Origin of the sequence: Streptomyces olindensis (assembly GCF_040645895.1) — a bacterium.
GTDB lineage: Bacteria > Actinomycetota > Actinomycetes > Streptomycetales > Streptomycetaceae > Streptomyces > Streptomyces olindensis.
Genome location: NZ_JBEYZD010000012.1, coordinates 90,860 through 117,348, shown reverse-complemented (window position 1 = coordinate 117,348; position 26,489 = coordinate 90,860). Strand labels below are relative to the sequence as shown.

The following is a 26,489-nucleotide window of genomic DNA, read 5'->3' as shown; positions in this document are numbered from 1 at the left end:
CACCCGACTCACCACTGATTGGAAGGCACGACCATGGCGGGACCCGTCCTGGAAATGCGCTCGATCGTCAAGACCTTTCCCGGCGTCAAGGCGCTGTCGGACGTCACGCTGACCGTCCGGCAGGGCGAGGTCCACGCCATCTGCGGGGAGAACGGCGCCGGCAAGTCGACCCTCATGAAGGTCCTCTCCGGCGTCCACCCGCACGGCACGTACGAGGGCGACATCCTCTTCGAGGGAGAGGTCTGCCAGTTCAAGGACATCCGGGCCAGCGAAGAGCGCGGCATCGTGATCATCCATCAGGAGCTGGCCCTGGTGCCGTACCTCTCCCTCGCGGAGAACATCTTCCTCGGCAACGAGCACGCCACGCGCGGGATCATCAGCTGGACCGAGACCCTGCGCCACGCCAGCGAACTGCTGCGCCGGGTCGGTCTCTCCGACCACCCGGACACCCGCGTCGCCGACATCGGCGTGGGCAAGCAGCAGCTCGTGGAGATCGCCAAGGCCCTGTCGAAGAAGGTGAAGCTGCTCATCCTCGACGAGCCCACCGCGGCGCTCAACGACGAGGACAGCGGCAAGCTCCTGGACCTGATCCTGGAGCTGAAGAAGCAGGGCATCACCTCGATCATCATCTCCCACAAGCTCAACGAGATCCGCAAGGTCGCCGACTCGGTGACGATCCTCCGCGACGGCCAGACCATCGAGACCCTCGACGTGAAGGCCCCGGAGACCACCGAGGACCGGATCATCAGCGGCATGGTCGGCCGCGACCTGGAGAACCGCTTCCCGGAGCGGTCGCCGCACGAGCCCGAGGAGGGCGCCGCCCCGGCCCTGGAGATCCGGGGCTGGACCGTGCACCACCCGATCGACCAGCAGCGCAAGGTGTGCGACGACGTGTCGCTGCACGTGCGGCGCGGGGAGATCGTCGGCATCGCGGGCTTGATGGGCGCCGGCCGCACCGAACTCGCGATGAGCGTCTTCGGGCGCACCTACGGCCGGTACGCGGGCGGCACCGTCCTCAAGGACGGCAAGGAGATCCGTACCAAGACCGTCCCCGAGGCGGTCAAGCACGGCATCGCGTACGTCACCGAGGACCGCAAGCACTACGGCCTGAACCTCATCGACACCATCAACCGGAACATCTCGCTGAGCGCCCTGGGCAAGGTCGCCAAGCGCGGTGTGGTCGACGAGCACGAGGAGCGGCAGGTCGCCGAGGGCTTCCGCAAGTCCATGAACATCAAGGCGCCGACCGTCTTCGAGCCGGTGGGCAAGCTGTCCGGCGGCAACCAGCAGAAGGTCGTCCTCAGCAAGTGGATCTTCTCGGGTCCGGACGTGCTGATCCTGGACGAGCCGACGCGCGGTATCGACGTCGGCGCCAAGTACGAGATCTACACGGTCATCGACCAGCTGGCCGCCCAGGGCAAGGCGGTCGTCTTCATCTCCTCCGAGCTGCCCGAGCTGCTCGGCATGTGCGACCGCATCTACACGATGGCCGCGGGGCGGCTGACGGGTGAGTTCTCGAGGGCCGAGGCCTCCCAGGAATCGCTGATGCGTCAGATGACGAAGGACAAAGAGGTATCCCGATGAGCACGGACGTGACCGCCAAGACGCCGGCCCCCGCGCCGCCCGGCAAGGGAGGGGCGGCCACCGGCGACGGACTGTTGCAGCTGGTGATGGACGGCATGCGCCGCAACATGCGGCAGTACGGCATGCTGATCGCGCTGGGCCTGATCGTGGTCCTGTTCGCCGTGTGGACCGACGGCGACCTGCTGCTGCCGCGCAACGTCTCCAACCTGGTGCTGCAGAACAGCTACATCCTGATCCTCGCGATCGGCATGATGCTGGTCATCATCGCGGGCCACATCGATCTGTCGGTCGGCTCGCTGACGGCGTTCGTCGGCTCGATGGCCGCCGTGTTCATGGTCAAACAGGACATGCCATGGCCGCTCGCCGTGGTGCTGTGCCTGGCGGTGGGCGCGGCCGCGGGTGCCATCCAAGGGTTCTTCATCGCCTACGGCGGCATACCGTCGTTCATCGTGACCCTGGCGGGCATGCTGATCTTCCGTGGTCTGACGGAGATCTTCCTGGAGGGCCAGACGCTCGGCCCGTTCCCGGAGGGGCTGCAGAAGGTCGCCAACGGCTTCCTGCCGGAGGTCGGCCCGAAGACCAACTACCACAACCTGACCCTGCTGCTGGGCTTCGCGATGATCGCCTTCGTGATCTTCCAGGAGGTCCGTGACCGCAAGCGGCAGCAGGAGTTCAACCTGGACGTCCCGCCCGCCAAGCTGTTCCTGCTGAAGCTGGTCGCGATCGGCGCCGCCATCCTCACGCTGACGATGCTGCTGGCGAGCTACAAGGGCGCCCCGATCGTGCTGCTCATCCTGGGCGTGCTGCTCGTCGGCTTCGGCTACGTGATGCGCAACGCGATCATCGGCCGCCACATCTACGCGATCGGCGGCAACCTCCCGGCGGCCAAGCTGTCGGGTGTGAAGGACAAGAAGGTCACCTTCCTGGTCTTCCTGAACATGGGCATGCTCGCGGCCCTGGCGGGTCTGGTCTTCGCCGCCCGCTTCAACGCGGCCTCTCCCAAGGCCGGCCTCAACTTCGAGCTGGAGGCGATCGCGGCCTCGTTCATCGGCGGCGCGTCGATGAGCGGCGGTGTCGGCACCGTCCTCGGCGCGATCATCGGTGGCCTGGTCCTGGGCGTGCTGAACAACGGTATGAACCTCGTCGGCATCGGCACCGACTGGCAGCAGGTCATCAAGGGCATGGTGCTGCTGGCGGCGGTCGGGTTCGACGTGTGGAACAAGCGCAAGGTCGGTTCGTAGAACAGACCGGGCCCCGCCGGAAGGCGGGGCCCGGTCCTTTCACAAGCAGTTTCCCAATGAGGTGGAGCCGCACATGGAACTGAACAGACGCACGGTCATCGCGGGAGCCGCGGCGGCGGGGATGGCCGCCACCACGCTCGGCGGCACGGCGCACGCCACGGGAGGCAGGAAGCCGGTGAAGACGCTCTTCGGCAAGCTCGCCGACGGCACCAAGATCTACAGCTGGTCGCTGGAGAACGGCGGCACCCGCCTGAAGGTCCTCTCCTACGGCGGCATCGTCCAGTCCCTGGAGATCCCCGACCGTCGCGGCCGCTACGCCAACGTCTCCGCGGGCTTCGACAACATCGAGGACTACGTCGCCAAGAGCCCGTACTTCGGCGCCCTGATCGGCCGGTACGGCAACCGCATAGGCCAGGGCAAGTTCACGCTCGACGGCAAGAACTACCAGCTCTCCGTCAACGACGGCGAGCAGAGCCTGCACGGCGGTGCCAAGGGCTTCGACAAGCGCGTCTGGGACATCGAGCCGTTCACCAAGGGCTCCGACGTCGGCCTGTACCTGTACTACACGAGCGTCGACGGGGAGATGGGCTACCCGGGCACCCTGAAGACGAAGGTCACGTACACCCTCACCAAGCACGGCGACTGGCGCATCGACTACGAGGCCACCACGGACAAGGCCACCGTCGTCAACCTCACCAGCCACGTCTACTGGAACCTGGCCGGCGAGGGCAGCGGCACGATCGAGGACCACGAGCTGCACATCGCCGCCTCCCGCTACACGCCCACCGACTCGGGCCTGATCCCCACCGGCGAGCTGGCCAAGGTCGCGGGCACCCCCTTCGACTTCCGCAAGGCCAAGCCGATCGGCCGGGACATCCGGGTCTCCCACCCGCAGCTGGTCACCGCCAAGGGCTTCGACCACAACTGGGTCCTCGACAAGGGCATCACCGCCCGGCCCGAGCACGTCGCCACCCTGCGCGACCCCGCCTCCGGCCGCACGATGAAGATCGCCACGAACGAGCCGGGCCTGCAGTTCTACTCCGGCAACTTCCTCGACGGCACGCTCACCGGCCCGTCCGACCGCACCTACCGGCAGGGCGACGCGCTGTGCCTGGAGACGCAGCACTTCCCGGACTCGCCGAACAAGCCGTCGTTCCCGTCGACGGTGCTGCGCCCCGGGCAGACGTACCGCACGACGACGGTCCACTCGTTCGGCTGCTGACGCCGGCCGCTGACAACCCTTCACAGGTGGCACACAAGTTCTGACCGGTTTCCCGACGGTTGAACGGTGTCACAGTGGCCTCCGTATCTAAGGGCGGCCCGCGCTCCCCCGCGCGGGCCGCCCTTAAACGTCGGGTCCGGCCGTCCCCAACGGACCCGCCTCATACGGAGGTTCCATGGCCGACAACGTCACGTCGCTGTTCCGCAGCACCGCGGCTCACAGCCCGTCGATGGCGGCTCTGACACGTGAGGGCGGCGAGGGCGCCGGCCCCGTGGACTTCTGTATCCCGTGCAACCCGTACTTCCCCACCCCGGCCATGTTCGACGACATGGCGGGCAAGCTCCGCGACATCATCACGTACTACCCGAGCAGCGCCGACACCATCACGGCCGAGCTGTGCAGCCTCCTCCAGCTGCCGCCGCAGTGCGTGGCGATGGGCAACGGCTCCACCGAGCTCATCACCTGGATCGACCACCTGCTCGTGCGCGAGTCCCTCGCCGTCCCCGTCCCCACCTTCGGCCGCTGGACCGACCAGCCGATGGAGACGGGCAAGCGGGTCGACATGTTCCCGCTCCAGGAGTCCAGCGGCTTCGCCCTGGACCTCGCCCAGTACGCCGAGTTCATCCGCGCCCGGGGCACGCGCGTCGCCGTCATCTGCAACCCGAACAACCCCGACGGCGGCTTCCTGCACAAGCACGCCATCGTGCAGTTCATGGACGCCATGGCCGACCTGGACCTCGTCGTCATCGACGAGTCGTTCCTGGAGTTCGCGGACGCCGAGGCCGAGCCGTCCGTCGTCCAGGAGGCGATGCTGCGGCCCAACGTCGTCGTGCTGCGCAGCCTCGGCAAGAACTTCGGCCTGCACGGCATCCGCTTCGGCTACCTCGTCGCCAACCCGGCGCTCGCGGGCCGGGTCCGCTCGATGCTCCCGAAGTGGAACCTCAACTCCTTCGCCGAGCACGTCGTCTTCATGCTGAAGGAACACGGCGCCGAGTACGCGCAGAGCCTGCAGCAGGTGCGCCGGGACCGCCTCGACATGGCGAGCCAGCTCTCCGCGCTGCCCGGTCTGACGGTCTACCCCTCGCAGGGCAACTTCCTCTTCGTGCGCCTCCCCGTGGGTGCCGAGGGCACCGTGGTCCGGGACCGGATGCTCACCGAGCACCGGATCCTGGTCCGCGAGTGCGGCAACAAGATCGGATCGTCCAGCCGCTTCCTGCGTCTCGTGGTGCGCCCCCAGGTGGACGTGCGTCGCCTGGTGTCCGGCCTGGAACAGGTGCTCTACGGGACGTCCAGGAGGGGAGCCGCCGTACCCGAGCTGGGCAATGGGACCAGCTACAGCTCGGGTACGGCGGCCGTGGACCGGCTGGTGAGCGAGACGAACGGGTCCGGCATGCGGGGGCTGGCGGCGCAGGCCGTCGGGGCGGGGGCCGTCGCCGGCGGGGCGGGGCCCGCCGCGGCTCCGGCCGCCGCGAGTGCCGGTCTCGGCGGTCCGGCGCCGGCGCCCATGCCGATGCCGGCGGCCGCGGGCCTGGGCGGTCCGGGGCTCGCCCCGGCGCCGGCGCCCGCCGCCCCGGCTCCGGCCCCCGCTCCGGTGCCCGCACCGGCCGCCGGCATCGGCATGCCGCTCCCCGCCGCCGCGTCCGCCGTGCCGGCGGGTGCGGGCGGTGGGATGCCGATGCCGGCCGCGGCGCAGATGCCGCAGCCGCAGCCGCCTCAGCAGATGCCGCAGCCGCAGGTGCCGCAGCCCGCGCCGCAGCCGGTGGCCGCGCCTGCTCCGCCCCTGGCCCCTGTGGCCCAGACCCCGGCGCCGGTCCCTGCTCCGGCGCCGGCCCCCGCGCCGTTCGGCGGGCCGACGCCGCCCGGCGTTCCCGCCCGGGGCGGGCTGACCGCCGCGCAGGTCCGGGGGACCAACGGGTTGTCGCCCGCGCCGGCCACGGGGTGGCCCGCCGCGCAGAGTTGGCCCAATGCGGCGACCGGGTGACAGCGCCTTTTCGCCGTAGCGGTTTCTGTGAGTGGGCGGGCGCGGGGTTGATTGTGGCTTGTCGCGCAGTTCCCCGCGCCCCTGAGGGGTGACTACCCCGCCGTCAGTCTCCATTGCTGACAGGTGTTGTTGAGCCAGGTCCACTGGCGTACGTCGGCGCTGTCGGCCGTGGAGCAGTTGGCCACGTCAGCCACCTTTCCCGTGGCCTTGTTGACGATGCGGACATGGCCACCGTCTGTCGCCACGAACTGGAACCGCTGGCAGGTGTTGTTCAGCCACGACCACTGGCGGAGGTCGGCGCCGTCGGCCGTGGAGCAGCCGGTGGTGTCGAGGACCTTGCCGGTGGCGACGTTGACCAGGCGGTGGGTGTCGTCGCCGAGGTCCTCCAGGCGCCAGCGCTGGTTGGCGTTGCCGTTGCAGGTGTACTGCGCGACGTTGGCGCCGTCGGCCGCCGAACCGCCCGCCACGTCCAGGCACTTGCCGCTGTTGCGGTTGGTGACGGTGTAGGTGGTCGAGGCCGAGGCCGGCTCGCCGGAGGGCCCGGCGAGGGAGGCGCCCAGCCGCACCGGCGTGCCGAAGTTCGGCGTGCCGTCGGAGTTCCAGGTGAACTTCTGCGCACGGGTGGTGCGGCCGTTGTCGCAGCCCTCGGAGGCCGAGTCGTTGGCGTGGTAGACGATCCAGTTCTCACGGCCGTCGGGTGAGGTGAAGAAGCCGTTGTGGCCGGGCCCGTACACCCCGTTGGCGTCGCTGCGCTGGAAGACGGGCGTGGACTTCTTCGTCCAGGAGGAGGCGGAGAGCGGATCGGAGCCGGTCAGTTCGAGCTGGCCCAGCTTGTAGTCGGGCGTCCAGCAGCCACTGGCCGAGTAGATCAGGAACGTACGGCCGTAGCGCTGGAGCACCTCCGCGCCCTCGTTGACGGTGCCGCCCTGGCGTTCCCAGGCGTGCGTCGGTGTCGAGATCGTCGAGTAGGCGCCGCTGACGGTGTACGGGTTGGACATCGGGGCGATGACGAGGTTCTGCGTGCCGCCCGTGATGGCGCTGCCCAGCATGTACAGCCGGCCGCCCACGTTCAGCACGCTCGGGTCCAGCATCCACGCGTTGCTGAGCTGTCCCTTGTAGGTGTACGGCCCCATGGGGTCCGACCCGGCGCTCTCCAGCACGTGGCTGCGCTGCGTCGGGTTGTAGTCGGACACGTTCTGCCCGGCGACGTAGTACAGGTACCAGCGGCCGTTGAGGAAGTGCAGTTCGGGCGCCCACATGTTGCAGCAGCGGGAGGCGGCGTCGCCCTTCCAGGCCTGCACGCTGGGCGCGGTGGCGAGCCCGGCCAGGGTGGCGGACTTGCGGATGGTGAGGACGTCGGTCCAACTCGTCGTCACCAGGTAGTAGTTGCCGTCGTGGTACGAGATCCAGGGGTCGGCGCCCTTGACGGCCTTGACGGGGTTCGAGAAGGAGGCGGCGCTCGCGGAGGGCTGGCCGAGGCCGATGGCGAGCAGCAGGGCCGCCAGCAGGGTCAGTAGGCGACGGGCCATCCGCTGCTCCAGGTCAGGAGGTTGATGCCGAGCTTGGGCGTGCCGTTGTCGTTGCCGTCGTAGTAGTGGTAGACGATCAGGTCGCCGTCGGCGTCCTTCAGGATCGACTGGCCGCCGGGGCCGATGACGCTGCCGTGCGACTCCAGGACGGGCGTGCCGCCGTTGTTCATCAGGTCGACGCCGTTCTTGTCGCGGTAGGGCCCGGTGACGCTGGAGGCGCGTCCGACCTTCACCTTGTACGTCGAACTGGTGCCGTTGCAGCAGGTGTCGTACGAGGCGAAGAGGTAGTAGTAGCCGCCCCGCTTGACGATGAAGGGCGCCTCGACGGCCTTGGTCCCGGTGGGGCGGGAGGCGAGCGAGTAGCGGGTGGTGTTGGTGCCGAGCTGCTTCCCGGTGGACGGATTGATCTGGATCATCTTGATCCCGGTCCACCAACTGCCGAAGGACAGCCACCACTTGCCGTCGTCGTTCACGAAGAGGTTCGGGTCGATGGCGTTGAAGTCGCTGGCGGAGTTCGAGGTGTAGACCGTGCCCTGGTCCGTCCAGCTGCCCGGCTGGCCGGTGCTGGAGGTCGCCAGGCCGATGGCGGAGGTGTTCGAGCCGAACTTGGAGACCGAGTAGTACATCAGGTACTTGCCGCCCTGGTACGAGATGTCCGGCGCCCAGGCCTCCGGGACGGACGAGTAGTTCCGCCACCAGCTCGGCCGGCTGGAGAAGGCGTCCGCGCCGTTTCTGAAGGCGGTGCGGTCGCCGCTGGTCTTGTTGGCGATGCCGCCGCCGGTGGCGTAGAGCAGGTACTGGCCGGACGAGGTGCGGATCATCGACGGGTCGTGGGTGACGACGTCGCCGGTGACGCGGCCGGGGTTGGGGTACGCCGACGCCGTGCTCGGGATCAGGGCGAGCAGTGCCGCGGCGGGGAGGGCGAGCAGGGCGGTTCGCCTGCGGAGGGGGCGGGGCGTGCGGGGACTGCGGCTCATGCGGGTCCTCCTTGCGGTGGGGGTGACAACGCCGTCCGGCATTTCGAACAACGATCGCAAGTTCGAACGGACCGTAGAATCGAACCCCTTGCGCGTCAATGGTCCGCGCAGCGCCTGTCGTCACCGGCCGGTTCTCCGCGCAGGGACAGCCACCCCGGCACATCGACCTCGGCACGCACGGTCTTGCCCGGCGGCTCCCGGTCGAGCACCTCCCAGCGGTCGGCGAGCGCGTCGACCAGGACGAAGCCCCTGCCGTGCTCGTCGAGGGGGCGAGGCTGCCGCACGGCGCCCCTGGCGGGCGGATACGGCGGCCCACTGCGGGTGTCGGCCACCTCCACCCGGACGCTGCCCGTGACGAGCCCCAGCCGCAGCTCGAAGTCCCGCCCCGGCACGCGCCCGTGCGTCACGGCGTTGGCCGCCAACTCGGCCACGATCGCGCCGACCGCGTCGGAGACGTCCGTCCCGTAGGGGATGCCCCAGGTGTGCAACTGGTTCAGCGTGAGGCTGCGGGCGAGGCGGGCGCCGCGCGGTGTGGAGCTGAGGCGCTGCCTGAACACACGTACGGTAACCGCGTTTTGGGAGAGCGACTGTGGCGTCATGCGCCCAATCTGGCGGCCGGGAAGGGTGATTCTCCAGGCTGACGCCGCGTACGCTGCGGCGGCGTACGCGGTCACGGACTGGACAGTACCGGTGACTAGCCGTAACCATGCCTGCGGGAGGTGACGGACGGTGGTCGATGGCGTGGTGGGGACGAGCACGGGTGGCGAGCCGGAGTCGTCGGACAGTCTGCGGACGTTCGGAGCGGTGGTCCAGGGCTTGCGCGAGCACGCGGGGTTGAGCAGGGAGGAGTTCGGGGAGCTGGTGCGGTTCTCCAAACACACGGTGGCGTCGGTGGAGTTGGGGCGGCGCATGCCGGATGCGGAGTTCGTGCAGCGCGCGGAGGAGGTGTTCGGGAGGACGGGGGCGTTGCAGAGGGCGGCGGGGTGTCTGGAGCGGCAGCCGGGGTTGGCGGCTTGGTTTCGGCGGTGGGCGGCACTGGAGCGGACCGCGATCACCATGTGCACCTACGAGTGCCGCATGGTCCCCGGCTTGTTGCAGACGCAGGCTTACGTGCGGGCGCTGGCCGCCGACAATCTGCCGCCACTCGCCGACCAGCAGATCGAGGAACGATGGGCAGCACGAGCCGAGCGGCAGAGGTTGCTCTGGGAACGGCCGAACACCGCGTTCAGCTTCATCGTCGAGGAGCACGCGTTCCTGCGACGCACAGGCGGTGGGGCAGTGACGCGGGATCTCATCGAGCACGTGCTGGAGATCTCCCGGCTACGCAACGTCGAAATCCAAGTGATGCCGCTCGTACGCGAATCCCACACGGGACTCCAAGGCCCGTTCCATCTGCTGGAGACACCGGAGAACCAGTGGTTCGCCTACCTAGAAGGGCAAGAGAGCGGCCAGCTTGTCACCGACCGGAAAGTGGTCAGCGTGCTCCAGAGGAGGTATGCCAGGATGCGTGCACAGGCTCTCTCCCTCGAAGACTCCGTGAGCCTGTTGCAGCGCATGCGAGGAGAGCTATGAACACCAGCGAACTGGCCTGGTACAAGTCGAGTTACAGCAGCAGCGCTTCCGGCGACTGCCTGGAGGTCGCGACAACCCCGGACACGATCCACATCCGGGACTCGAAGATCCGTCAGGGTCCCGAACTGCACCTCTCCCCCACCGCCTGGTCCGCCTTCCTCACGCACACCGCCGAGTAACTGCCCCCAACAGCACCGCGATGGCACCACCCGTCGGCGCGTGTCCGCGAGCGTGTGCGCGGTGGCGGCGCCCCGGGGCGTACGAACGTATGCTTGGGAGTGGGGCAACCTCCGTACTGCGCGAGGAGGTTGACCCCGTTTCGATCCCACCGTGACCCGACCCGGCAGGGGGCGAAGGAAGGGCATGGACGTCAGACTTCGGCTGCCCGAGGATCCCGACGGCGGCGAACTCAAGCAGCTCTACGACTGGTTGATCAGAGACCGCGAACTGCGCCTCCATGCCGACATCGCGCTGTGTACCGAGCATGGCGCGGACGAAGGCGTGGACGATGAGGACGAAGCCTCCGACACCACCATGGGTGACCTCGTCGACATCCTGGCGCTCGCCCTCGACACCGGGTTCCAGATGGCCTCTCTGGGCATCGCGATCCTCGCCTGGCGGCGGGCCCAGCGGCCACGCTCGTCCGTGGTCGTCGAACGCGACGGCACCCGCATGACCCTGTCGGCCGGTGCCGACCCGGAGGACGTGGAGGCGTTCCTGCGGGCCCTGGAGAGGCTGGACGGGACATCGCCGTACCGTCCTGGCGACCCCGATGGCACCGGCCGTCACCCCGACGACCAGCCGCCCGAAGGCGACCGCCGGTGACCGGCCCTCTCCCCGACCCCCACGCCTCCGCCGCCGTTCTCATCGGCGTCAGCTCCTACCGGCACATGCCGAAGCTGCCGACCGTGGCGAACAACCTGACGCGGCTGAAGGAGGCGCTCACGGACCGGAGCATCTGGGGCCTGCCCGCGGCACGGTGCGTCACCGTGCCCGACCCGACGAAGGCGGACGAGCTGATCGACCCGGTCGTCGACGCGGCCGGGGCGGAGACCAGGGACACGCTGATCGTCTATTACGCGGGGCACGGCTTCCTGGACCGGCACGGCGCGCTGCGGCTGGCCATGGTCGGGTCGCGGGAGGACCGCCGGCACACGGGGGTGCTGTACAGCGAGTTGCGGGAGGCGATCCTGGAGCACAGCCGGGCTCGTCGCCGCGTCATCATCCTGGACTGCTGCTACAGCGGACGCGCCGTCGGAGACATGGCCGGCCCGGTGACCTCGCTGCGGACGGTGGCGGCACCGGGCATGGCCGACAGTTATCTGCTGACGTCCGCCGAGGCGAACGCCAAGGCGCTCGCGCCCCGCAAGGAGGAGTGCACGGCGTTCACGGGCGAGTTCGTGCGGGTGCTGCGGCAGGGGATCCCGGGCGCGGACGGGCAGAAGGCCGCGCCGTACCTGAGCCTGGACATGATCTACCAGCAGGTCCAGGACGCTCTGGAGCGCCGGGGGCGTCCCAGACCCCAGCAGCAGGACAACGGCCGGATCAGCCGGCTGCCCTTCGTCCGCAACCTCGCCGCCCCGCTGCTCTCCACCTCTCCCCCGCCGCCCCCGCTCTGGCGGCGGTACGTCGCCGCCGCCCTCGCCACGGCCGTCGTACCGGGCGTGACGCTGGCCGCGGACAGCGGCAGGATCCCGTCCGACGTCTGTTCGCCGCGAGCCTCGCTGCTCGGCTTCTCCGACGCACTGGACAAGGCGCGGTTCCAGGGGCAGCAGATCCACGGCCTGTCCTCGCTCGCACTCACCGGACCCTCGACCGCGCTGTCGCTGAGCGACAGCGCGCAGCCCGTGCTGTACACCCTGTCGCTCGGCGAACCGGGCGGGAAGCCCACACCCCGGCCCGCGGCGATGACGCGCCTCACCGACCGCGGGGGCCGCGCCTTCGGCCCGCAGGACTTCGACGGCGAGGCCATCGCCCTGGAAGAGAACCGCAGCACCGTCCTGGTGGCCTCCGAAGCCGGGCCGTCCGTCAGCCGCTTCGACCTCACGACCGGCGAGAAGCTGGCCGACTTCCCGGTGCCGGAACGTTTCCGTATCGCGCCGGCGGGCCAGACGACGACGAACTCCATCTTCGAGTCGCTGGCCCTCACCCCGGACGGCCGTCACCTCTACGTCGGCCTGGAGGCCCCGCTCAGCCGCGACGGCACGCACCAGGGACGCAATCTGATCCGGGTCCTGCGCTACACCGGGCAGCCGGGCGGCCGGTACTCCCTGGACGGCGAGATCGCCTACGAGACGGACTCCGGGCTGCGGCTCGCGGACCTCGTACCGATCGGGGACGGGGAACGCTTCCTGGCCCTGGAGCGCGGCTTCGTCAAGGGACAGGGCAACAGCATCCAGGTCTACGAGACGTCGTTCGCGGGGCTGCCGGACGTCACCCGGGTCCCGTCCCTGGCGGCCCAACCGGCCGACGCCTTCGCGCCCAAACGTGAACTGGTCGACGTGGGCGACTGCCCACCGTCCGGCGCCAGGGCCAAGGGTCCGCAGAGCAACCCCCTCCTCGACAACGCCGAGGGGATGGCCCTCGGCCCGCGCTTCACCGCGGGCAAGCACGGGGGCCGCCGCGCGCTGTACCTCGTGTCGGACGACAACAGCCGCGAGGACCAGACGACCCGCTTCTACACCCTCGCGGTCGACCTCTCCTGAAGCCGAACCGACAGAGCGGCCCGCACCATCGACTCCACAACGAGGTTGGGGCGGCCCTACCAGCACCCATAAGCGGGGCAGGCCGGAACCCCGTCGCCCCGTCCCTCACCTCCGCCCGCCGAACTCCCAGTCGTGCACCTCGACACCGGCATACGCGTCCCGGGTCAGCACCGCTCCGGCTGCCTCCGCATCCGCAGCCCGCACGAGTGCCGCCGTACCCACCCACACGGCACCGTCGTCGGACAGCAGCGGCCCGTAGGCGATCAGGTCTTCCCTCAAGTCGTCCGGCACATCGAGGTCGACACCGTCCCCCGAGCCGAACCCGAGCACGAGGTACCGCTTCCCGCCGGTCCGCCCACCGGGAAACTCCCACATGGTCCGCCCCAGCAGATTCCGCCACCGCCGGATCAGCACGTCCCGGTACGCGCCCGCCTGGTAGTTGGGCTCGTCGAAGGCGAACGCGCGGGCGGCGGCGGGATCCGGGAGGTCGACGATGTGCACACTCCCGGTAGGCGTCTCCCCGTCCGCGCCGAAGGTCGGCCCCCGGGCGATCAACTCCGCCTCGTACCGGTCCATATAGGCCCAGTGCGCCTCCCCCAACTCCACACGCAGCGGCAGAGAGCCGGCCCGGTCACGGTGATAGCAGAAGAACTCCATGGCTCATCCAACCTCAGTGACTACTCTCGTGCCTCCCATCGTCGTGACCACAAGAGAGAGACACACCGTGCACAGCGCGGCCGTTACGCCCGAGGGCGATCTGATCCGCTGGGTCGAGCTGCCCCGGGGCAGGAGCCGCCGCGCGTCTATGTGCACGGGCTGGGCGCCACCTCGCCCGCCTACTTCACGGAGGTCGCCGTCGATCCACGGCTGACCGGCACCGGTCCCCGGACAACCCGGGCTTCGATGCCGTCCAGCAAGAAGCCGAGGCCGATCCGGAAGGTCTCGTCGGCGTCCAGGTGGGCGGCATCGCGCACCACCGTGGCCAGCGTGGGGAAGCGGCCGGTGGCGAAGGTTCGCTCCAGATAGGGCCCGAGTGAGGCCTGCCAACGCTTCTCGTCCATCCCGGTGGCCCGCTCGGCACGCCGCTCGGCGATCTCCCGGCGCACCGCGCCGATCACATACGCGTCGACCGCGGTGACCACCGGCATGACGTCGTCCACGTCGACGCCGTCCAGCGCGGCCACGACCGCCTCGCCCCTGGCCAGCGCGTGCGGCCCGAGCTGCGGTCGTCCACCGAGCAGATCGGCGAGCCACTCGTGCTCATGAGCGGCCTGCCGGGTGGTTTCGGCGAGGGACCGGAGCACCTCCCGCCAGCTGTCTCCGGCCGGCCGGATCTCGGCGTACGCGGCGTCGACCATCAGGTCGAGCAACTCCTCCTTGCTGTCGATGTAGCTGTACAGCCGCATCGGCCCGACGCCCAGCGCGGTGGCGACTTTGCGGAGCGACACCGCCTCCAGGCCGTCCGCGTCGGCCAGTTGGATCGCCGCTCGCACGATCCGCTCCCGATCCAGCGGGGCGGGCACGGGTCGGTTCGGCGGCTCTGGCCTTTCCCACACCAACATGCCGCTTACGATACATCGCATCGGGGCGATACAGTGTATTGATCAGTACGGCGTATCGAGGAGAGGGCGTCCATGGTGATCGTTATTGCCGGAGCCGGCCTGGGCGGCTTGGCCCTTGCCCGGGTGTTGCACGTGAACGGCATCGACGCCGTCGTGTACGAACGTGAGACGTCTCGCGATGCGCGCGATCAGGGCGGCATGCTCGACATCCATTCCGGCCAGCGAGCGCTGCGCGAGGCCGGACTGATCGACGAGTTCCAGGCGATCGCCCGCGGTGAAGGTCAGGACATGCGCCTTCTGGAGCCGGACGGCACCCTGCTGCTCCAGGAGGACACACCCGACGACGCCCCGCTCGATCGACCCGAGGTCGACCGCGCCGATCTGCGCAAGCTGCTGCTGGACGCGCTCCCCGAGGACATGGTGCGCTGGGGGCACGCGTTCCGATCCGCCGACAACGGCCTGCTGCACTTCGCCGACGGCGGCAGTGCGACGTACGACCTGCTGGTCGGCGCGGACGGCGCGCAGTCCCGGGTCCGCGCGCTGCTCACCGACGCCCGCCCGGCGCATACCGGCCACAACGTCGTCGAGATCGGCATCCCCGACATCGACCGCACGCACCCCGACCTCGCGGCGATGGTCGGGCGCGGCACCTACTGGGTGCTCGGCGACGGGATATCCCTGGCGGCGCAGCGCAACGGCGACGGCCGCGTTCGCATCGGCATCGGCTTCTACCACACCGCCGAGGACTGGTTCGCCACCAGCGGGATCCCGTTCGACGACCCGGCTGCCGCCCGGGCGCGGCTGATCGAGCTGCTCCCCGGCTGGGACTCGCGGTTCACCGCGCTGATCGCGGCCTGCGACGACACGGTCGTGCCCCGGGCGATCACCGCACTCCCGCCCGGACTGACCTGGCCGTCGACGCCGGGGGTCACGCTGGTCGGCGATGCCGCGCACCTGATGCCGCCGGTGGGAGAGGGCGCCAACATGGCGCTGCTCGACGGCGCCCTGCTCGGTCTCGCGCTGGCCGCACACCCGGACGACTTTCCCACCGCCGTCAAGGAATACGAACGCGAGATGTTCCAACGCACCGCCGCCGCCGCCCGGATGTCCGCGAACATGCAGGCATTGCTGGCGTCACCGGACGCCGCCCGGAAGATGCTCGCGTTCTTCCGTCCCGACTGAGCCACCTCACACGCGCTCACCCCGCCGCGGTCCGGAACCGTCTCGACTCCGGACCACGGGCGTTCACCCCGTCAGGACTTCCCCGGACACTCCTTCCACGCCATGTGGTACACCGTGCTGATGTCCCCGTCCGTCGAGTCCATCGTCATGAAACTGACCTTGTCGGCCGCCTGCGTACCGGCGTTGACCCGCAGCTCCGTGTTGATGTTGAAGTTGCGCTGGACTCCGCAGGGCGCGTAGACCAGTTGGGCCCAGTCCGTCTCGTCCGTGGCCTGCCAGTTGTCGTTGTAGGGGCCGTTGAAGGGGTGGTTCCTGGTCACCGTGCTCGGCGAGCCCTGGAAGTAGTACGAGGCCCGCTGGGAGCCGCTCGCGCCGCGCTGGAGTGAGGCGAAGCCCCGGTAGTCGGCGCTGGCGATGGCGTACGTGAAGCCCTGGGGCACGTGGACGATCAGGCTGAGCTGGCAGTTCCTGCGGAACGCGGTCGGGTCGGAGCCCCCGCCGGCCTGCGCGAGGTAATCGCTGTAGGTGACCGTGAACGCCGTGTTGTCCTCGGAGACGGCGACCGCGGTGGTGCCCTGCGGGCAGCCGGAGCCGTTCACCGTGGCGACCTTGATGACGATCTTGTCCGGGGGCGGGTCGACGAACCCGGAGGACGGGGATTGCGCGGGAAGTGCGCTGGTGAGCAGCGCGGCGATCGCGCCGCTCAGGAGCAGGCCACCGGCCATGGTTCTCCCATCCGTTCGTGGGGGGTGGATCGTTGAATGGCATGCGCATGACAAGGCGACAGCGCACGCACCCCCGACCTGTGACCATTCCATGGAGGAGCTGTGAAGGCCGGGAGCGGTCGCATCGTACGCAGCGGAACGGGGTCCGGCCAGGTCGCTCTCCGGCCATTCACACCGGCGGTGATTCACAGCGGCCGGGCCGGCCCGAGGGAGCAGCCGCCGTGCCCGCCGGGCGAGCCATGCCCCCGGGCGCATAAGGTGCCTTCCACGCGATGAGGATCACGTGCAGCACAGCAGGAGGCGCTCCCTTGGAGCTCAGCAGGCGTACCTTCCACGCCCTCGCCGGCACGGCCGCACTCGGCTTCGCGCTGACCGGCAGCGGGTCGCCGACCTCCGCCAACCAGGCACGGAGCGTACCCACCGGCCCGCCGCCGCCCGTGCCGCGCGCGGACGGCAGGCGGCACACCATCGGCTTCGACCGGTACTCCCTCGTCATCGACGGCCGGCGCCTGGTGCTCTGGTCGGGCGAGATGCACCCGTTCCGGCTGCCGAGCCCGTCGCTGTGGCGGGACGTGCTGGAGAAGATGCGGGCGCACGGCTACAACGCCGTGAGCGTGTACGTCGCCTGGAACCACCACTCCCCCGCCCCCGGGCGGTACGACTTCACCGGGGTGCGCGATCTGGACCTGTTCCTGCGCACGGCCGCCGAGACCGGCCTGTACGTGATCCTGCGGCCCGGCCCGTACATCAACGCCGAGGTCGACGCCGGCGGTTTCCCCGGCTGGCTGACCGCCACCGAGGGCAGGGCCCGCACCTCCGACCCGACGTATCTGCGCTACGTCGACGAGTGGCTGACCGCCGTCAACGCCATCGTCGCCAAACGGCTGTTCACGCGGGGCACGGGCACGGTGCTGCTGTACCAGATCGAGAACGAGTACGACGCGCACGTCGACGACCCGAGCGGGCGCGCCTACATGTCGTACCTGTACGAGAAGGTCCGCGCCGACGGCATCGACGTGCCGCTGTTCCACAACGACAAGGGCAGGAACGGGTACTGGGCGCCCGGGTCCTTCGGCACCGGCGGCGAGAAGGGCCGCTGGCTGTACGGCTTCGACGGGTACCCGGAGCCGGACGAGGTGCCGCCCGACTGGGGCCACTTCGGGACCGGCGGGGCGAAGGGCGGGGCCACGGCCAGTCCGCGCACCCCCGGGTTCGTGCCGGAGTTCGGCGGCGGCTGGTTCGACCCGTGGGGCGGGTCCTGGTTCGACGGCAAGGGGTACGCCGAGGCGCGCCGGACCAGGGACGCGGCGTACGAGCGGCGCTTCTACCTCACCAACCTCGCCAACGGCATCACGCTGCACAACGTCTACATGACCTTCGGCGGCACCTCCTGGGGCTGGCTGCCCGCGCCGGCGGTCTACACGTCGTACGACTACGGCGCCGCCTTCGACGAGGCCCGCAACGCCACCCCGAAGCTCGCCCCGATGCACCAGATCGGGCAGTTGCTGCGGCACGTGCCCGATCTCGCCAAGCTGAACCGGGCGAGGACCGTGCGCGCCACCGACGAGCGGGTCAAGGTCTACCACCTGGCCAACCCGGACACCGGCGCCCACGTCTACGTCCTGCGCAACGACTCCGGCGAGGCGGTCTCCACGACGCTGCCGGACGCGGGGATCGACGTGCCGGTCACCGTCCCGGCGCGGGACGCCAAGCTGCTCGCCGCCGGGCTGAAGCTCGGCAGGCGGACGCTGGTGCACTCCACCGTGCAGCCCATGGTGAGCCTGACCGCAGGGCGGCAGGACATCGCCGTCTTCGCGGGCCGCCGGGGCGAGATGGCACAGGTCGTGCTGGAGTGCGCGGACGAGCCGACGCCCATGCGGCTGGACGCGGAGCCCGCCTGGGCCTACAACCTCGGCAAGCTGAACATCACGGCGCCGCTCGGCGCCGGCGGGCTGAGCCGGGTGCGGGTCGAGGGCGACGGCGTGGACACGCCGATGCTGGTGCTGTTCGCCGACGACGCGACCGCCCTGCGGCTGTGGCCCTGGGAGACGCCGTCCGGCCCGCTCCTCGTCTACGGCCCGGCCCTGCTGCGCTCGGCCGAACTGCGCGGCTCCACCGTCCACCTCACCGGCGACACCATCGGCGCGACCGGCCTGGAGGTGTGGGGGCCGCGCGGGATCACCCACGTCACCTGGAACGGGCGCCCGGTGCCCTGCCGCATCAGCGCCTCCGGCAGTCTGCTGGCGCTGAAGCCGCTGCCCGGCGTGATCCGGCCGGCCCTGCCCGCCCTGGACGGCTGGCGGCGGCGGACCGAGAACCCGGAGGCCGCCCCCGACTTCGACGACTCGGGCTGGACGACGGCCGACCGGAAGACGACCTTCAGCACCACCCCCGTGCCCGACGGACAGCCCGTCCTGTTCGCCGACGACTACGGCTTCCACTACGGCGACGTCTGGTACCGGGGCGAGTGGGAGGGTGACAGCGCCCTCGCGTCCGTCGCCCTCTCCTACAGCACGGGCACGCAGGGCCTGCTGATGGCCTGGCTGGACGGCGAGCCGCTGGGCACGCACCGCATGCCGGTGCCGGACAAGGAGCGGGCGCGACAGGGCACGTGGACCGCGAAGGCCGCCTTCCGGCTGCCGGAGGAGATGCGGAAGCGATTCCGGGAGGAGAGCCGTGAGGAGAGCCGGGAGGGGCGCCGGGAGCGGCACGTCCTGTCCGTGCTCGTCCGGCCGATGCAGCACGACATGGACGGCAGGGCGCTCGACACGCACAAGGCCGCGCGCGGACTGACCGCCGTCACCTTCGAGGGCGCCTCCCCCGAGGTGACGTGGCGGATCCAGGGCGCGTCCACACCCGACCCCGTGCGCGGGCCGATGAACAACGGCGGGCTGTACGGGGAGCGCGAGGGCTGGCACCTGCCGGAGCACGACGACGGGGACTGGGACGAGACCGGCTCCCCCGGGGCCGGCCGGAGGCAGGGCGTCACCTGGTACCGCACGCGCTTCCGGCTGGACGTCGACCCGGGCGTGGACGCCTCCGTCGGACTGGTCCTCGACGACGACCCGGAGCGGGCCTACCGCGTCCAGATCTTCCTCAACGGCTGGAACATGGGGCAGTACATCAACGACGTAGGGCCGCAGCACACGTTCGTGCTGCCGAACGGGATCCTGCGCACACGTGGCGCGAACACACTGGCCTTGGCGGTGCTGTCCGACGGGACCACACCGTCGGGGCCGGGGGACGTGCGGCTGACGCTGCTGGGCGCGGCGGCCGGAGGAGTGCCCGTCAAGCCGGTGTGACCGGATCGAGCCGTACCCGTGCCTTGCCTTCTCCGGGACGCTGGTTCACCGTGTGGGCCCTTCAGGGCTTGTCGACAGGGAGGGGAACCTCGTGCGAAGACGGCGTTTCATCGGTGGGTTAGGCGGACTGGTCGGTGCCGGGGCCGGGCTCGGGCTCGTCCCGGCGGGTGCCGGACCGGCCGCGGCGGCCGTCCGGGACCGTGGCGCACCACGCGAGTGGGAGGCGGTGACCGCGCCGGAGGCCGCCCCGGCGGCCCAGTTGCTCGACGTGGCGGCCGCCGGCCCCGGCCTCGCCTGGGCCGTGGGCGAGCAGGGCCGCTACGGCCATCAACGGGGGACGGCGCTGGCCCTCGTGTGGGACGGCACGGCCTGGCAGCGCACCGGCCTCGGCTTCGCCGGCTATCTGGGTTCCGTCGCCGCCGCGTCCGACGGCCGCGCCTGGGCCGTCGGCACCGACACCTCCGGCACCGCCCGGCTGCTCGCCTGGGACGGACCGACATGGCGGGAGGCCGACTTCCCCGGGCGCGGGGCGCCGGGCACCTCCCTCGCCGCCGTCACGACCGGCCCGCGGGGCCACGTCTGGGTCTCCGGCCGGAACAGCGACGGCTCGGTGCTGCTGCACGGCCACCGCGGCAAGTGGACCTGGCTGGAGGCACCCCCGGCCACGACCACCATCCCGCCCTACGGCATCCACCGAGCGCCCTGCGGCGACATCTGGGTCTACGGCACCGAGCTCGTCGCCCGCTGGGACGGAACGGCCTGGACCGTGCTGCCGACGCCCGGCGGGATCCGCGCCGGCTTCACCGGGCTGCTCCCGGTCGCCCGCGACGACATCTGGATGACGGGCTACGACTACGGCATCGGCGGCCCGCCCGGCAAGCCCCCCGGCGTCCGGCTGCTGCACGGCGACGGCACCGGTTGGGAGTACGTGAAGGCACCGTTCGGCGTGGGAGTGCTGACCGGCATCGTGGGCGACGCGCAGGGCCGGCCCGACCGTATCTCCGGCTGGGACTTCTGGGACCAGACCCGGGCCCACTACCTGCGCTGGGACGGCGCGGCGTGGGTGAGCGAGCGGGGGCCGCTGGCCACGACCCCCGTCGTCGTCAACGCCCTGGCGACGGTGCCGGGGGCGGACGGCTACTGGGCGGTCGGCACGACGGAGCCCCCGCCGTCCACGACCGCCCAGCCGCGCATCGAACGCTGACCGGGGGCTGTCAGGCCAGCCGGATCACGTTCCAGGACAGCGGCTCCAGGACGGCGCTCAGCGTGCCGTCCTGGAGGGCCGTGCCGTCGACCGTGTGCGGGGCCACCCGCTCGGGGTCGTCGAGGGTGTTGCGGGCGTCGGGGTCGGCGTCCGCGAGGGCGCTGTGCTCGACGACGCGGCTCAGGTCGAGCCCGTTCAGCGCGACCTCCAAGGGCAGCGCCTCGGTACGGCTGCGGTTGACGGCGAACACGGTGACCGTGCCGTCCTCGGCGCGCACGGCGGTGGCGTGCAGCAGGTCGGTCTCGCCGTACTTCTTCGTCTCGTACGTCGGGGAGTCCACGCGGACGTCCAGGACCTGGCCGCGGCCGTGGCGCGAGGCCTGCGCGAAGGGGAAGAACGTGGTCTGCCGCCAGGCCGGGCCGCCCGGCTCGGTCATGATCGGCGCGATGACGTTGACGAGCTGGGCGAGGCAGGCGACGGTGACACGGTCGGCGTGCCGGAGCAGGGCGATGAGGAGCGAGCCGAAGACGACGGCGTCGGTGACGCTGTAGTTGTCCTCCAGCAGCCGCGGGGCCTCGGGCCAGTCGTCCTGCTCGAAGGTCTTGGCGCGGGCCTCCCACTCGGGCAGGTACCAGACGTTCCACTCGTCGAAGGAGAGGTTGATCCGCTTCTTCGACTTCAGCCGGGCGCCCACGTGGTCGGCGGTCGCGACGACGTTGTCGATGAACGACTCCATGTCGACGGCGGAGGCGAGGAAGGAGTCGAGGTCGCCGTCCTCGGGCCAGTAGTAGGCGTGCAGGGAGATGTAGTCGACGAGGTCGTAGGTCTCTTCGAGGACCGTCGCCTCCCAGGCGGCGAAGGTCGGCATGGACTGGCTGGAGGAGCCGCAGGCGACGAGTTCGACGCCGGGGTCCTGCTGGCGCATGGCCCGGGCCGTCTCGGCGGCGAGGCGGCCGTACTCCTCGGCGGTCTTGTGGCCGGTCTGCCAGGGGCCGTCCATCTCGTTGCCGAGGCACCACAGGCGGATGCCGAAGGGGTCCTTGTCGCCGTGCGCGACACGGAGGTCGGACAGGGCGGTGCCCTCGGCGTGGTTGGCGTACTCCTGGAGTTCCAGGGCCTCGGCGACGCCGCGCGTGCCGAGGTTGACGGCCATCATGGGTTCGGCCTGGGGGCCGATCTTGCGGAGGAAGTCGATGTACTCGGAGAGGCCGAAGCGGTTGGACTCCGTCGAGTGCCAGGCGAGGTCGAGGCGGCGCGGGCGTTCTTCGGCCGGGCCGACCGAGTCCTCCCACTTGTAGCCGGAGACGAAGTTGCCGCCGGGGTAGCGGACCGCGGTGACGCCGAGTTCCCTGACGAGGTCGAGGACGTCCTGGCGGAGGCCCTTGGCGTCGGCGGTGGGGTGGCCGGGTTCGAAGACGCCGGTGTAGACGCAGCGGCCGAGGTGTTCCACGAAGGAGCCGAAGAGGCGGGGGTTCACTTCGCCGACCGTGAAGGCGGGGTCGAGGGTGAATCGGGCGGTGGGCTTGCTCATGGGGGCCTTTCCAGAACGGGATTACTTGACAACAGGCCAGTGATGCACCCAAGCGAGCCGGTTCAGGCCCAGCTTCGGTGTGCCGTTGTCCTCTGCGTCGTAGTAGTGGTAAGCCAGCCAGTCCTGGCCCCGGTTCCGGAAGACCGACTGGCCTCCCGTACCGATGTATCTTCCATGACCCTCCAGCAGCAGGTCACCGCCCCCCTCCAGGAGCGACTTGCCGGTTCTGTCCACGTACGGGCCCGTGACGCTCGTCGACCTGCCGACCTTGATCCGGTACGTGGAGTTCACGCCGGAGCAGCAGGCGTCGTAGGAGGCGAAGAGGTAGTAGTAGCGGCCGTGCCGGACGATGTACGGGCCCTCCACCGCGTACGGAGCGTCGGGGCGGGTGGCCAGGTGGTGGACGTCGGCGCCGGGGAGTGCCTTGCCGGTGGCCGGGTTCAGCTCGATCATGCGGATGCCGGTCCAGTAGGAGCCGAAGGACATCCACAGCCGGCCTCGGTCCTCGATGATCGCCGGGTCGATGGCGTTCCAGGTGTCGGTGGTCTCGGAGCTGAAGACCTTGCCGTGGTCGGTCCAGGTGCCGGGCAGGCCGGTGCGGGAGGTGGCGACGCCGATCGCGGAGTGGTTGGTGCCCCAGGAGGAGACGGCGTAGTACAGCCAGTACCGGCCCGCCCGGTAGGAGATGTCCGGGGCCCACGGGTCGCCGGTGTCGTTGTACTCGTACCACCAGCTCGGGGGCGTGGCGAAGGCGTTGCCCGCGTCGTCCCACTGCTTTGTGTCCTTCGACGTGCGGGCGCCGATGACGCCGCCCGTCGAATAGGCCACGTATCCGCCGGACTTGAGGCGGATCACCGTTGGGTCGTGGATGATCTGCTGGCCGGTGATCGGCTGGGGCTGGGGGTAACCGGCGTCCGCCTGGGCTGTGCCGGGGAGGAGGGCGAGGAGGAGCGCCGCCCCCACGGCGGTGATCGCTCTGCGTGCGCTCACTGGCCCGCCAATCCCGTGTGGGCGACGCCCGCCACGATCTGCCGCTGGAAGAAGACGAACACGATGATCAGCGGCAGGCCGGCCATCAGGCCGCCGGCCATGAGCTGGGCCCACTGGATGCCGTAGGAGTTCATGACGGTCGCGATGCCGTTCGGCATGGTCATCAGGTCGGGGTTGTTGGTCACCATGTAGGGCCACAGGAAGTTGTTCCAGGAGGCGATGAAGGTGAAGATGCCGACCGCGGCCAGGGAGGGGCGGGAGAGCGGGAGGACGATGGTGAAGAACACCCGCCAGCGTCCGGCGCCGTCGATGAACGCGGCCTCCTCCAGCTCGCGCGGGATGCCCTGGAAGAACTTGTAGAGGATGTAGACCATCGCGGCGGGCGCGCACTGGGGCAGGATCATGCCCCAGTAGGTGTCGACCATGCCCATCTGCTGCACGGTGGTGAACAGCGGCACGCCGAGGACGGCGGGCGAGATCATCAGGCCCGCCATGACCAGGCCCATCAGGGCGCTCTTGCCGCGGAACTCGGTGCGGGCGAAGCCGTAGCCGGCGAGTGCGCTGACGAGGAGCACCACGGACGTCACGCAGACCGAGACGACCAGGGAGTTCACGAACCAGTTGGTGATGTTGCCGGACGCGAACAGCGCCTCCCAGGCCTGGCCCGTCCAGTCCTTCGGCAGCCAGTGCGGGGGCACCTCGACGGCTTCCGTCTCGGACTTGAGGGAGGTGAACAGGCCCCAGGCGAAGGGGGCGAGGAAGACGACCGAGACGGCCGTGCCGAGCAGGGTGAGGGCGATCTGGCTGGGGGTCCAGGGCTTGCGCGGCTGTGCGGCCATGCTCATCGGGCGGCCTCCTCACGGTTGCGCAGCAGCCACATCCGGGCGAGGGCGACGGCCGCGATGATCACGAAGAAGATGACGGAGATCGCGGAGGCGTAGCCCACGCGGTAGCTGGTGAAGCCCTCTTCGAGGGTGAACTGGACGAAGGTGCGGGTCGAGTTCTCGGGGCCGGGGCCGAAGTCCATCATCACCACGGCCTGGTCGAAGACCTGGAGCGAGGCGAGGATCTGCAGCGCGATGACGAGGCCGGTGATGTTGCGCAGCATCGGCAGGGTGATGTGGACCATGCGGTGCCAGGCGTTGGCGCCGTCCAGCTTGGCCGCTTCGTAGAGGTGGCCGGGGATGCCCTGGAGGGCGGCGAGGTAGAGCAGGAAGCTGAAGCCGACGGTCCACCACAGGGTCATGATGACGAGGGCGAGCATCGCGTACGACTTGTCGGTCAGCCAGGGGGTCTCCAGGCCGAAGACGTGGTTGACCATGCCCGTGCCGGGGTTGAACAGCCACTGCCACAGGTTGCCGGCGACGGTGGACGGCAGCAGGAACGGGGCGAAGAAGCACAGCCGCCAGAGCCACTTGCCGCGTTCGATGTGGTGGGCGAGCATCGCGAGGAGGAAGGCGAGGACGGTGATGCAGGGCACGACCAGGGCCGTGAAGTAGGCGCTGTGGCCGAGGGAGTCCCACATCAGCGGGTCCTTGAGGGCCTCGCGGTAGTTGTCGAGGCCGACGAAGCTCGCGCCCTCGCCGGTGATGTTGGCGTCCGTGAAGCTGAGGTAGACGCCGCGCAGCAGCGGCCAGATCACGAACAGGGTGAACAGCGCCAGGAACGGGGCGACGAACCAGCCGCCGTGCTGGAAGCCCTGTCTTCGGCGGAGGGTGGCGCCGGCGGCGGCGGTCTTCGCCCGTGCGGGCGCGGCGATGGTCTGGGCGCTGGTGGCCATCATGCGGCCGGACCTCCTTCTGCGGCGGTCTTGCCGTCCATGGGGTTCTTCATGGCGAGCAGTTGGGTGAGCGCGCCCTTCATGCGGCGGGCGGTGGCCTCCGGTGTGGCGGAGCCCATCGTCGAGGCGACGACGATCGGGCCGACGCGCTGGGCGAGGATGCCGGTGGAGCCCGCGAACCACACCTTGGGCTCGGTGGCCTGATGGTCCATGGCGGAGACGTACTCGCTCTGCGGGGTCAGCTCCTTGTACGCGGCGGTGGACAGGGTGGGCGTGTAGGCGGGGATGTGGCCGCCGGCGGCCCACTGCCGGGCGTGCCGGACGACGTAGGCGGCGAGCCGGTGGGCGGCCTCGTTGGTGGCGCCGCCGCGGTCGGACTGGTGCGGCAGGACGAAGGCGTGCGACTCGGCGTGCGTGGCCGGCTTGCCGAAGACGGGCGGCAGCGGGGTGGCGCCGTAGTCGAGCTTCGCTCCGGAGAAGACGGGCACCGACCAGTTGCCCTCCCAGACGAACGGCGAGCCGTTGAGGAACTGCTCGGCGCCCGCGCCGCCGCCGAAGCCGGGGTTGGCGTATCCGTCGCTGACGTGCCGGCGCAGGAACTCCAGGACCTGCTGGGCCTTGTCGGTGTCGAAGGTGACCTCGGTGCCGGCGGCGTTGAACCAGGTGCCGCCGAGCTGGGTGTAGAAGGCGACGAAGAACCACCACTGGAAGTTCTGGTCGTTGTGCCAGAAGCCGATGGTCTGCAGCCCCTTCTTGGTGGCCTTCCTGGCCTCCTTGAGGACGTCGAACCACTCGTCGGTCGACGTGACGGGCACGATCCGCCCGTCGTCGCCGAGCAGGCCCGCCTTCTTCAGCACGTCCTTGCGGTAGAAGCAGAGCTGGACGTGGATGTCGAGCGGGAGGGCGTACAGCTCGCCGTCGATGACGGCGCGCTTCCACAGCGCGGGGTTGAAGTCCTCCTCCCGTACGCCGTACTTGGCGAGGAGGCCGACGTCCCAGGGGTCGAGGAGGCGGCCGGGGGCGAAGCCGGTGACGCGGCCGAGGTGCATGACGCCGAGGTCGGGGGCGCGGTTGCCCGCGGCGGCCATGGCGAGCTTGGTGTAGAAGGGGTTGCCCCACTGGAGGGTGGAGTCCTTCACGGCGATGTCCGGGTTGGCCGCGCGGAAGGCGTCCAGCATCGCGATCATGTTGGAGCCGTCGCCGCCGCTGAAGAGGTTCCAGTACCGCACCCGCGTCTCCGCGTCCGAGGCGAGTGCGTCGGCTCCGGTGCCGAGTGCGGCGAAGCCGAAGCTGCTCGCGACGAAGAGTCCTCCGAGCCCCCCTAGAAGCTGCCTGCGGTTCAGGTCAGGTCGTCCCATGCCCTGCCCTTACTGTTCGATATACCGAATAGCGCTCGTAACTT

Annotated in this window: 22 protein-coding genes and 1 pseudogene; 12 read left to right on the top strand and 11 right to left on the bottom strand. The window is 70.1% G+C overall.

The features are described 5' to 3' along the window. The first annotated feature begins 33 nt into the window (after positions 1–33). From mmsA to ABZ948_RS10270, 4 genes are all read left to right on the top strand, one after another. The gene (gene mmsA, locus ABZ948_RS10285) at positions 34–1,584 is read left to right on the top strand and encodes a multiple monosaccharide ABC transporter ATP-binding protein (protein WP_359758481.1); all 1,551 of its coding nucleotides are present in this window, start codon (positions 34–36) and stop codon (positions 1,582–1,584) included. Continuing rightward, positions 1,581–2,825 (top strand): multiple monosaccharide ABC transporter permease, encoded by a 1,245-nt coding sequence (gene mmsB, locus ABZ948_RS10280; RefSeq protein WP_031111930.1) that lies wholly within the window; start codon positions 1,581–1,583, stop codon positions 2,823–2,825. Before mmsA ends, mmsB begins: the two co-directional genes overlap by 4 nt. 73 nt (positions 2,826–2,898) lie before the next feature. Next, positions 2,899–4,047 (top strand): aldose epimerase family protein, encoded by a 1,149-nt coding sequence (locus ABZ948_RS10275; RefSeq protein ID WP_359758480.1) that lies wholly within the window; start codon positions 2,899–2,901, stop codon positions 4,045–4,047. 175 nt (positions 4,048–4,222) lie between these two features. Further along, positions 4,223–6,028 (top strand): pyridoxal phosphate-dependent aminotransferase, encoded by a 1,806-nt coding sequence (locus ABZ948_RS10270; protein ID WP_359758479.1) that lies wholly within the window; start codon positions 4,223–4,225, stop codon positions 6,026–6,028. Positions 6,029–6,120: 92 nt separating this feature from the next. On the opposite strand, the gene ABZ948_RS10265 is transcribed toward ABZ948_RS10270, so the two are convergent. The 3 genes from ABZ948_RS10265 to ABZ948_RS10255 form a co-directional block, all read right to left on the bottom strand. Continuing rightward, positions 6,121–7,557: a family 43 glycosylhydrolase gene (locus tag ABZ948_RS10265; protein WP_359758478.1), complete on the bottom strand. Its 1,437-nt coding sequence runs from the start codon at positions 7,555–7,557 to the stop codon at positions 6,121–6,123. Then, complete coding sequence (locus ABZ948_RS10260) at positions 7,539–8,534, bottom strand: arabinan endo-1,5-alpha-L-arabinosidase (protein WP_359758477.1); 996 nt, start codon at positions 8,532–8,534, stop codon at positions 7,539–7,541. The genes ABZ948_RS10265 and ABZ948_RS10260 overlap by 19 nt, the downstream gene beginning before the upstream one ends. A gap of 95 nt (positions 8,535–8,629) precedes the next feature. Next, positions 8,630–9,133 (bottom strand): ATP-binding protein, encoded by a 504-nt coding sequence (locus ABZ948_RS10255; protein ID WP_359758476.1) that lies wholly within the window; start codon positions 9,131–9,133, stop codon positions 8,630–8,632. A 130-nt stretch (positions 9,134–9,263) separates the two neighbouring features. Between ABZ948_RS10255 and ABZ948_RS10250 the strand changes: the two genes are divergently transcribed. The 4 genes from ABZ948_RS10250 (at position 9,264) to ABZ948_RS10235 (ending at position 12,811) form a co-directional block, all read left to right on the top strand. Beyond that, positions 9,264–10,106: a helix-turn-helix domain-containing protein gene (locus ABZ948_RS10250; protein WP_359758475.1), complete on the top strand. Its 843-nt coding sequence runs from the start codon at positions 9,264–9,266 to the stop codon at positions 10,104–10,106. Further along, positions 10,103–10,285, top strand: a complete 183-nt coding sequence (locus tag ABZ948_RS10245; protein WP_359758474.1) for a DUF397 domain-containing protein — start codon at positions 10,103–10,105, stop codon at positions 10,283–10,285. Before ABZ948_RS10250 ends, ABZ948_RS10245 begins: the two co-directional genes overlap by 4 nt. Positions 10,286–10,469: 184 nt before the next feature. Continuing rightward, positions 10,470–10,931, top strand: coding sequence for an effector-associated constant component EACC1 (locus ABZ948_RS10240; protein ID WP_359758473.1), 462 nt, complete (start codon positions 10,470–10,472; stop codon positions 10,929–10,931). Further along, on the top strand, positions 10,928–12,811 hold the full coding sequence (locus ABZ948_RS10235) for a caspase, EACC1-associated type (RefSeq protein ID WP_359758472.1): 1,884 nt from the start codon (positions 10,928–10,930) through the stop codon (positions 12,809–12,811). The genes ABZ948_RS10240 and ABZ948_RS10235 overlap by 4 nt, the downstream gene beginning before the upstream one ends. 105 nt (positions 12,812–12,916) lie before the next feature. Here the strand turns inward: ABZ948_RS10235 and ABZ948_RS10230 are convergent, their stop codons facing one another. Next, complete coding sequence (locus ABZ948_RS10230; RefSeq protein ID WP_359758471.1) at positions 12,917–13,468, bottom strand: YciI family protein; 552 nt, start codon at positions 13,466–13,468, stop codon at positions 12,917–12,919. Positions 13,469–13,535: 67 nt separating this feature from the next. Here ABZ948_RS10230 and ABZ948_RS10225 point away from each other — a divergent pair. Continuing rightward, positions 13,536–13,687, top strand: a pseudogene (locus ABZ948_RS10225) (alpha/beta fold hydrolase); the annotation flags it as partial. Here the strand turns inward: ABZ948_RS10225 and ABZ948_RS10220 are convergent. Continuing rightward, a complete protein-coding gene (locus ABZ948_RS10220; protein WP_359758470.1) occupies positions 13,648–14,373 on the bottom strand; it encodes a TetR/AcrR family transcriptional regulator in 726 nt (241 codons plus the stop codon). The pseudogene ABZ948_RS10225 and the gene ABZ948_RS10220 overlap by 40 nt on opposite strands. 72 nt (positions 14,374–14,445) lie before the next feature. On the opposite strand from ABZ948_RS10220, the gene ABZ948_RS10215 reads away from it, so the two are divergent. Next, the gene (locus tag ABZ948_RS10215; protein ID WP_359758469.1) at positions 14,446–15,555 is read left to right on the top strand and encodes an FAD-dependent oxidoreductase; all 1,110 of its coding nucleotides are present in this window, start codon (positions 14,446–14,448) and stop codon (positions 15,553–15,555) included. A 71-nt stretch (positions 15,556–15,626) separates the two neighbouring features. Here ABZ948_RS10215 and ABZ948_RS10210 read toward each other — a convergent pair whose 3' ends face one another. Further along, positions 15,627–16,280 (bottom strand): DUF4360 domain-containing protein, encoded by a 654-nt coding sequence (locus ABZ948_RS10210; protein WP_359758468.1) that lies wholly within the window; start codon positions 16,278–16,280, stop codon positions 15,627–15,629. Positions 16,281–16,588: 308 nt separating this feature from the next. Here ABZ948_RS10210 and ABZ948_RS10205 point away from each other — a divergent pair, with 308 nt between their 5' ends. Both ABZ948_RS10205 and ABZ948_RS10200 read left to right on the top strand, forming a co-directional pair. Then, a complete protein-coding gene (locus ABZ948_RS10205; RefSeq protein ID WP_359758467.1) occupies positions 16,589–19,582 on the top strand; it encodes a glycoside hydrolase family 35 protein in 2,994 nt (997 codons plus the stop codon). A gap of 91 nt (positions 19,583–19,673) precedes the next feature. Then, entirely contained in the window at positions 19,674–20,786 is a 1,113-nt protein-coding gene (locus tag ABZ948_RS10200; protein WP_359758466.1) for a hypothetical protein, read from the top strand. Positions 20,787–20,796: 10 nt separating this feature from the next. Here the strand turns inward: ABZ948_RS10200 and arfA are convergent, their stop codons facing one another. From arfA to ABZ948_RS10175, 5 genes are read right to left on the bottom strand one after another with little or no spacing between them, the layout of a single operon-like run. After that, on the bottom strand, positions 20,797–22,317 hold the full coding sequence (gene arfA, locus ABZ948_RS10195; protein WP_359758465.1) for an arabinosylfuranosidase ArfA: 1,521 nt from the start codon (positions 22,315–22,317) through the stop codon (positions 20,797–20,799). Positions 22,318–22,338: 21 nt separating this feature from the next. Beyond that, on the bottom strand, positions 22,339–23,307 hold the full coding sequence (locus ABZ948_RS10190; RefSeq protein WP_359758464.1) for an arabinan endo-1,5-alpha-L-arabinosidase: 969 nt from the start codon (positions 23,305–23,307) through the stop codon (positions 22,339–22,341). Beyond that, entirely contained in the window at positions 23,304–24,146 is an 843-nt protein-coding gene (locus ABZ948_RS10185; protein WP_435857477.1) for a carbohydrate ABC transporter permease, read from the bottom strand. The genes ABZ948_RS10190 and ABZ948_RS10185 overlap by 4 nt, the downstream gene beginning before the upstream one ends. A 2-nt stretch (positions 24,147–24,148) precedes the next feature. Continuing rightward, positions 24,149–25,090 (bottom strand): carbohydrate ABC transporter permease, encoded by a 942-nt coding sequence (locus ABZ948_RS10180; protein ID WP_359758462.1) that lies wholly within the window; start codon positions 25,088–25,090, stop codon positions 24,149–24,151. Beyond that, positions 25,087–26,445, bottom strand: a complete 1,359-nt coding sequence (locus ABZ948_RS10175) for an extracellular solute-binding protein (protein ID WP_359758461.1) — start codon at positions 26,443–26,445, stop codon at positions 25,087–25,089. Before ABZ948_RS10175 ends, ABZ948_RS10180 begins: the two co-directional genes overlap by 4 nt. Positions 26,446–26,489: the final 44 nt, after the last annotated feature.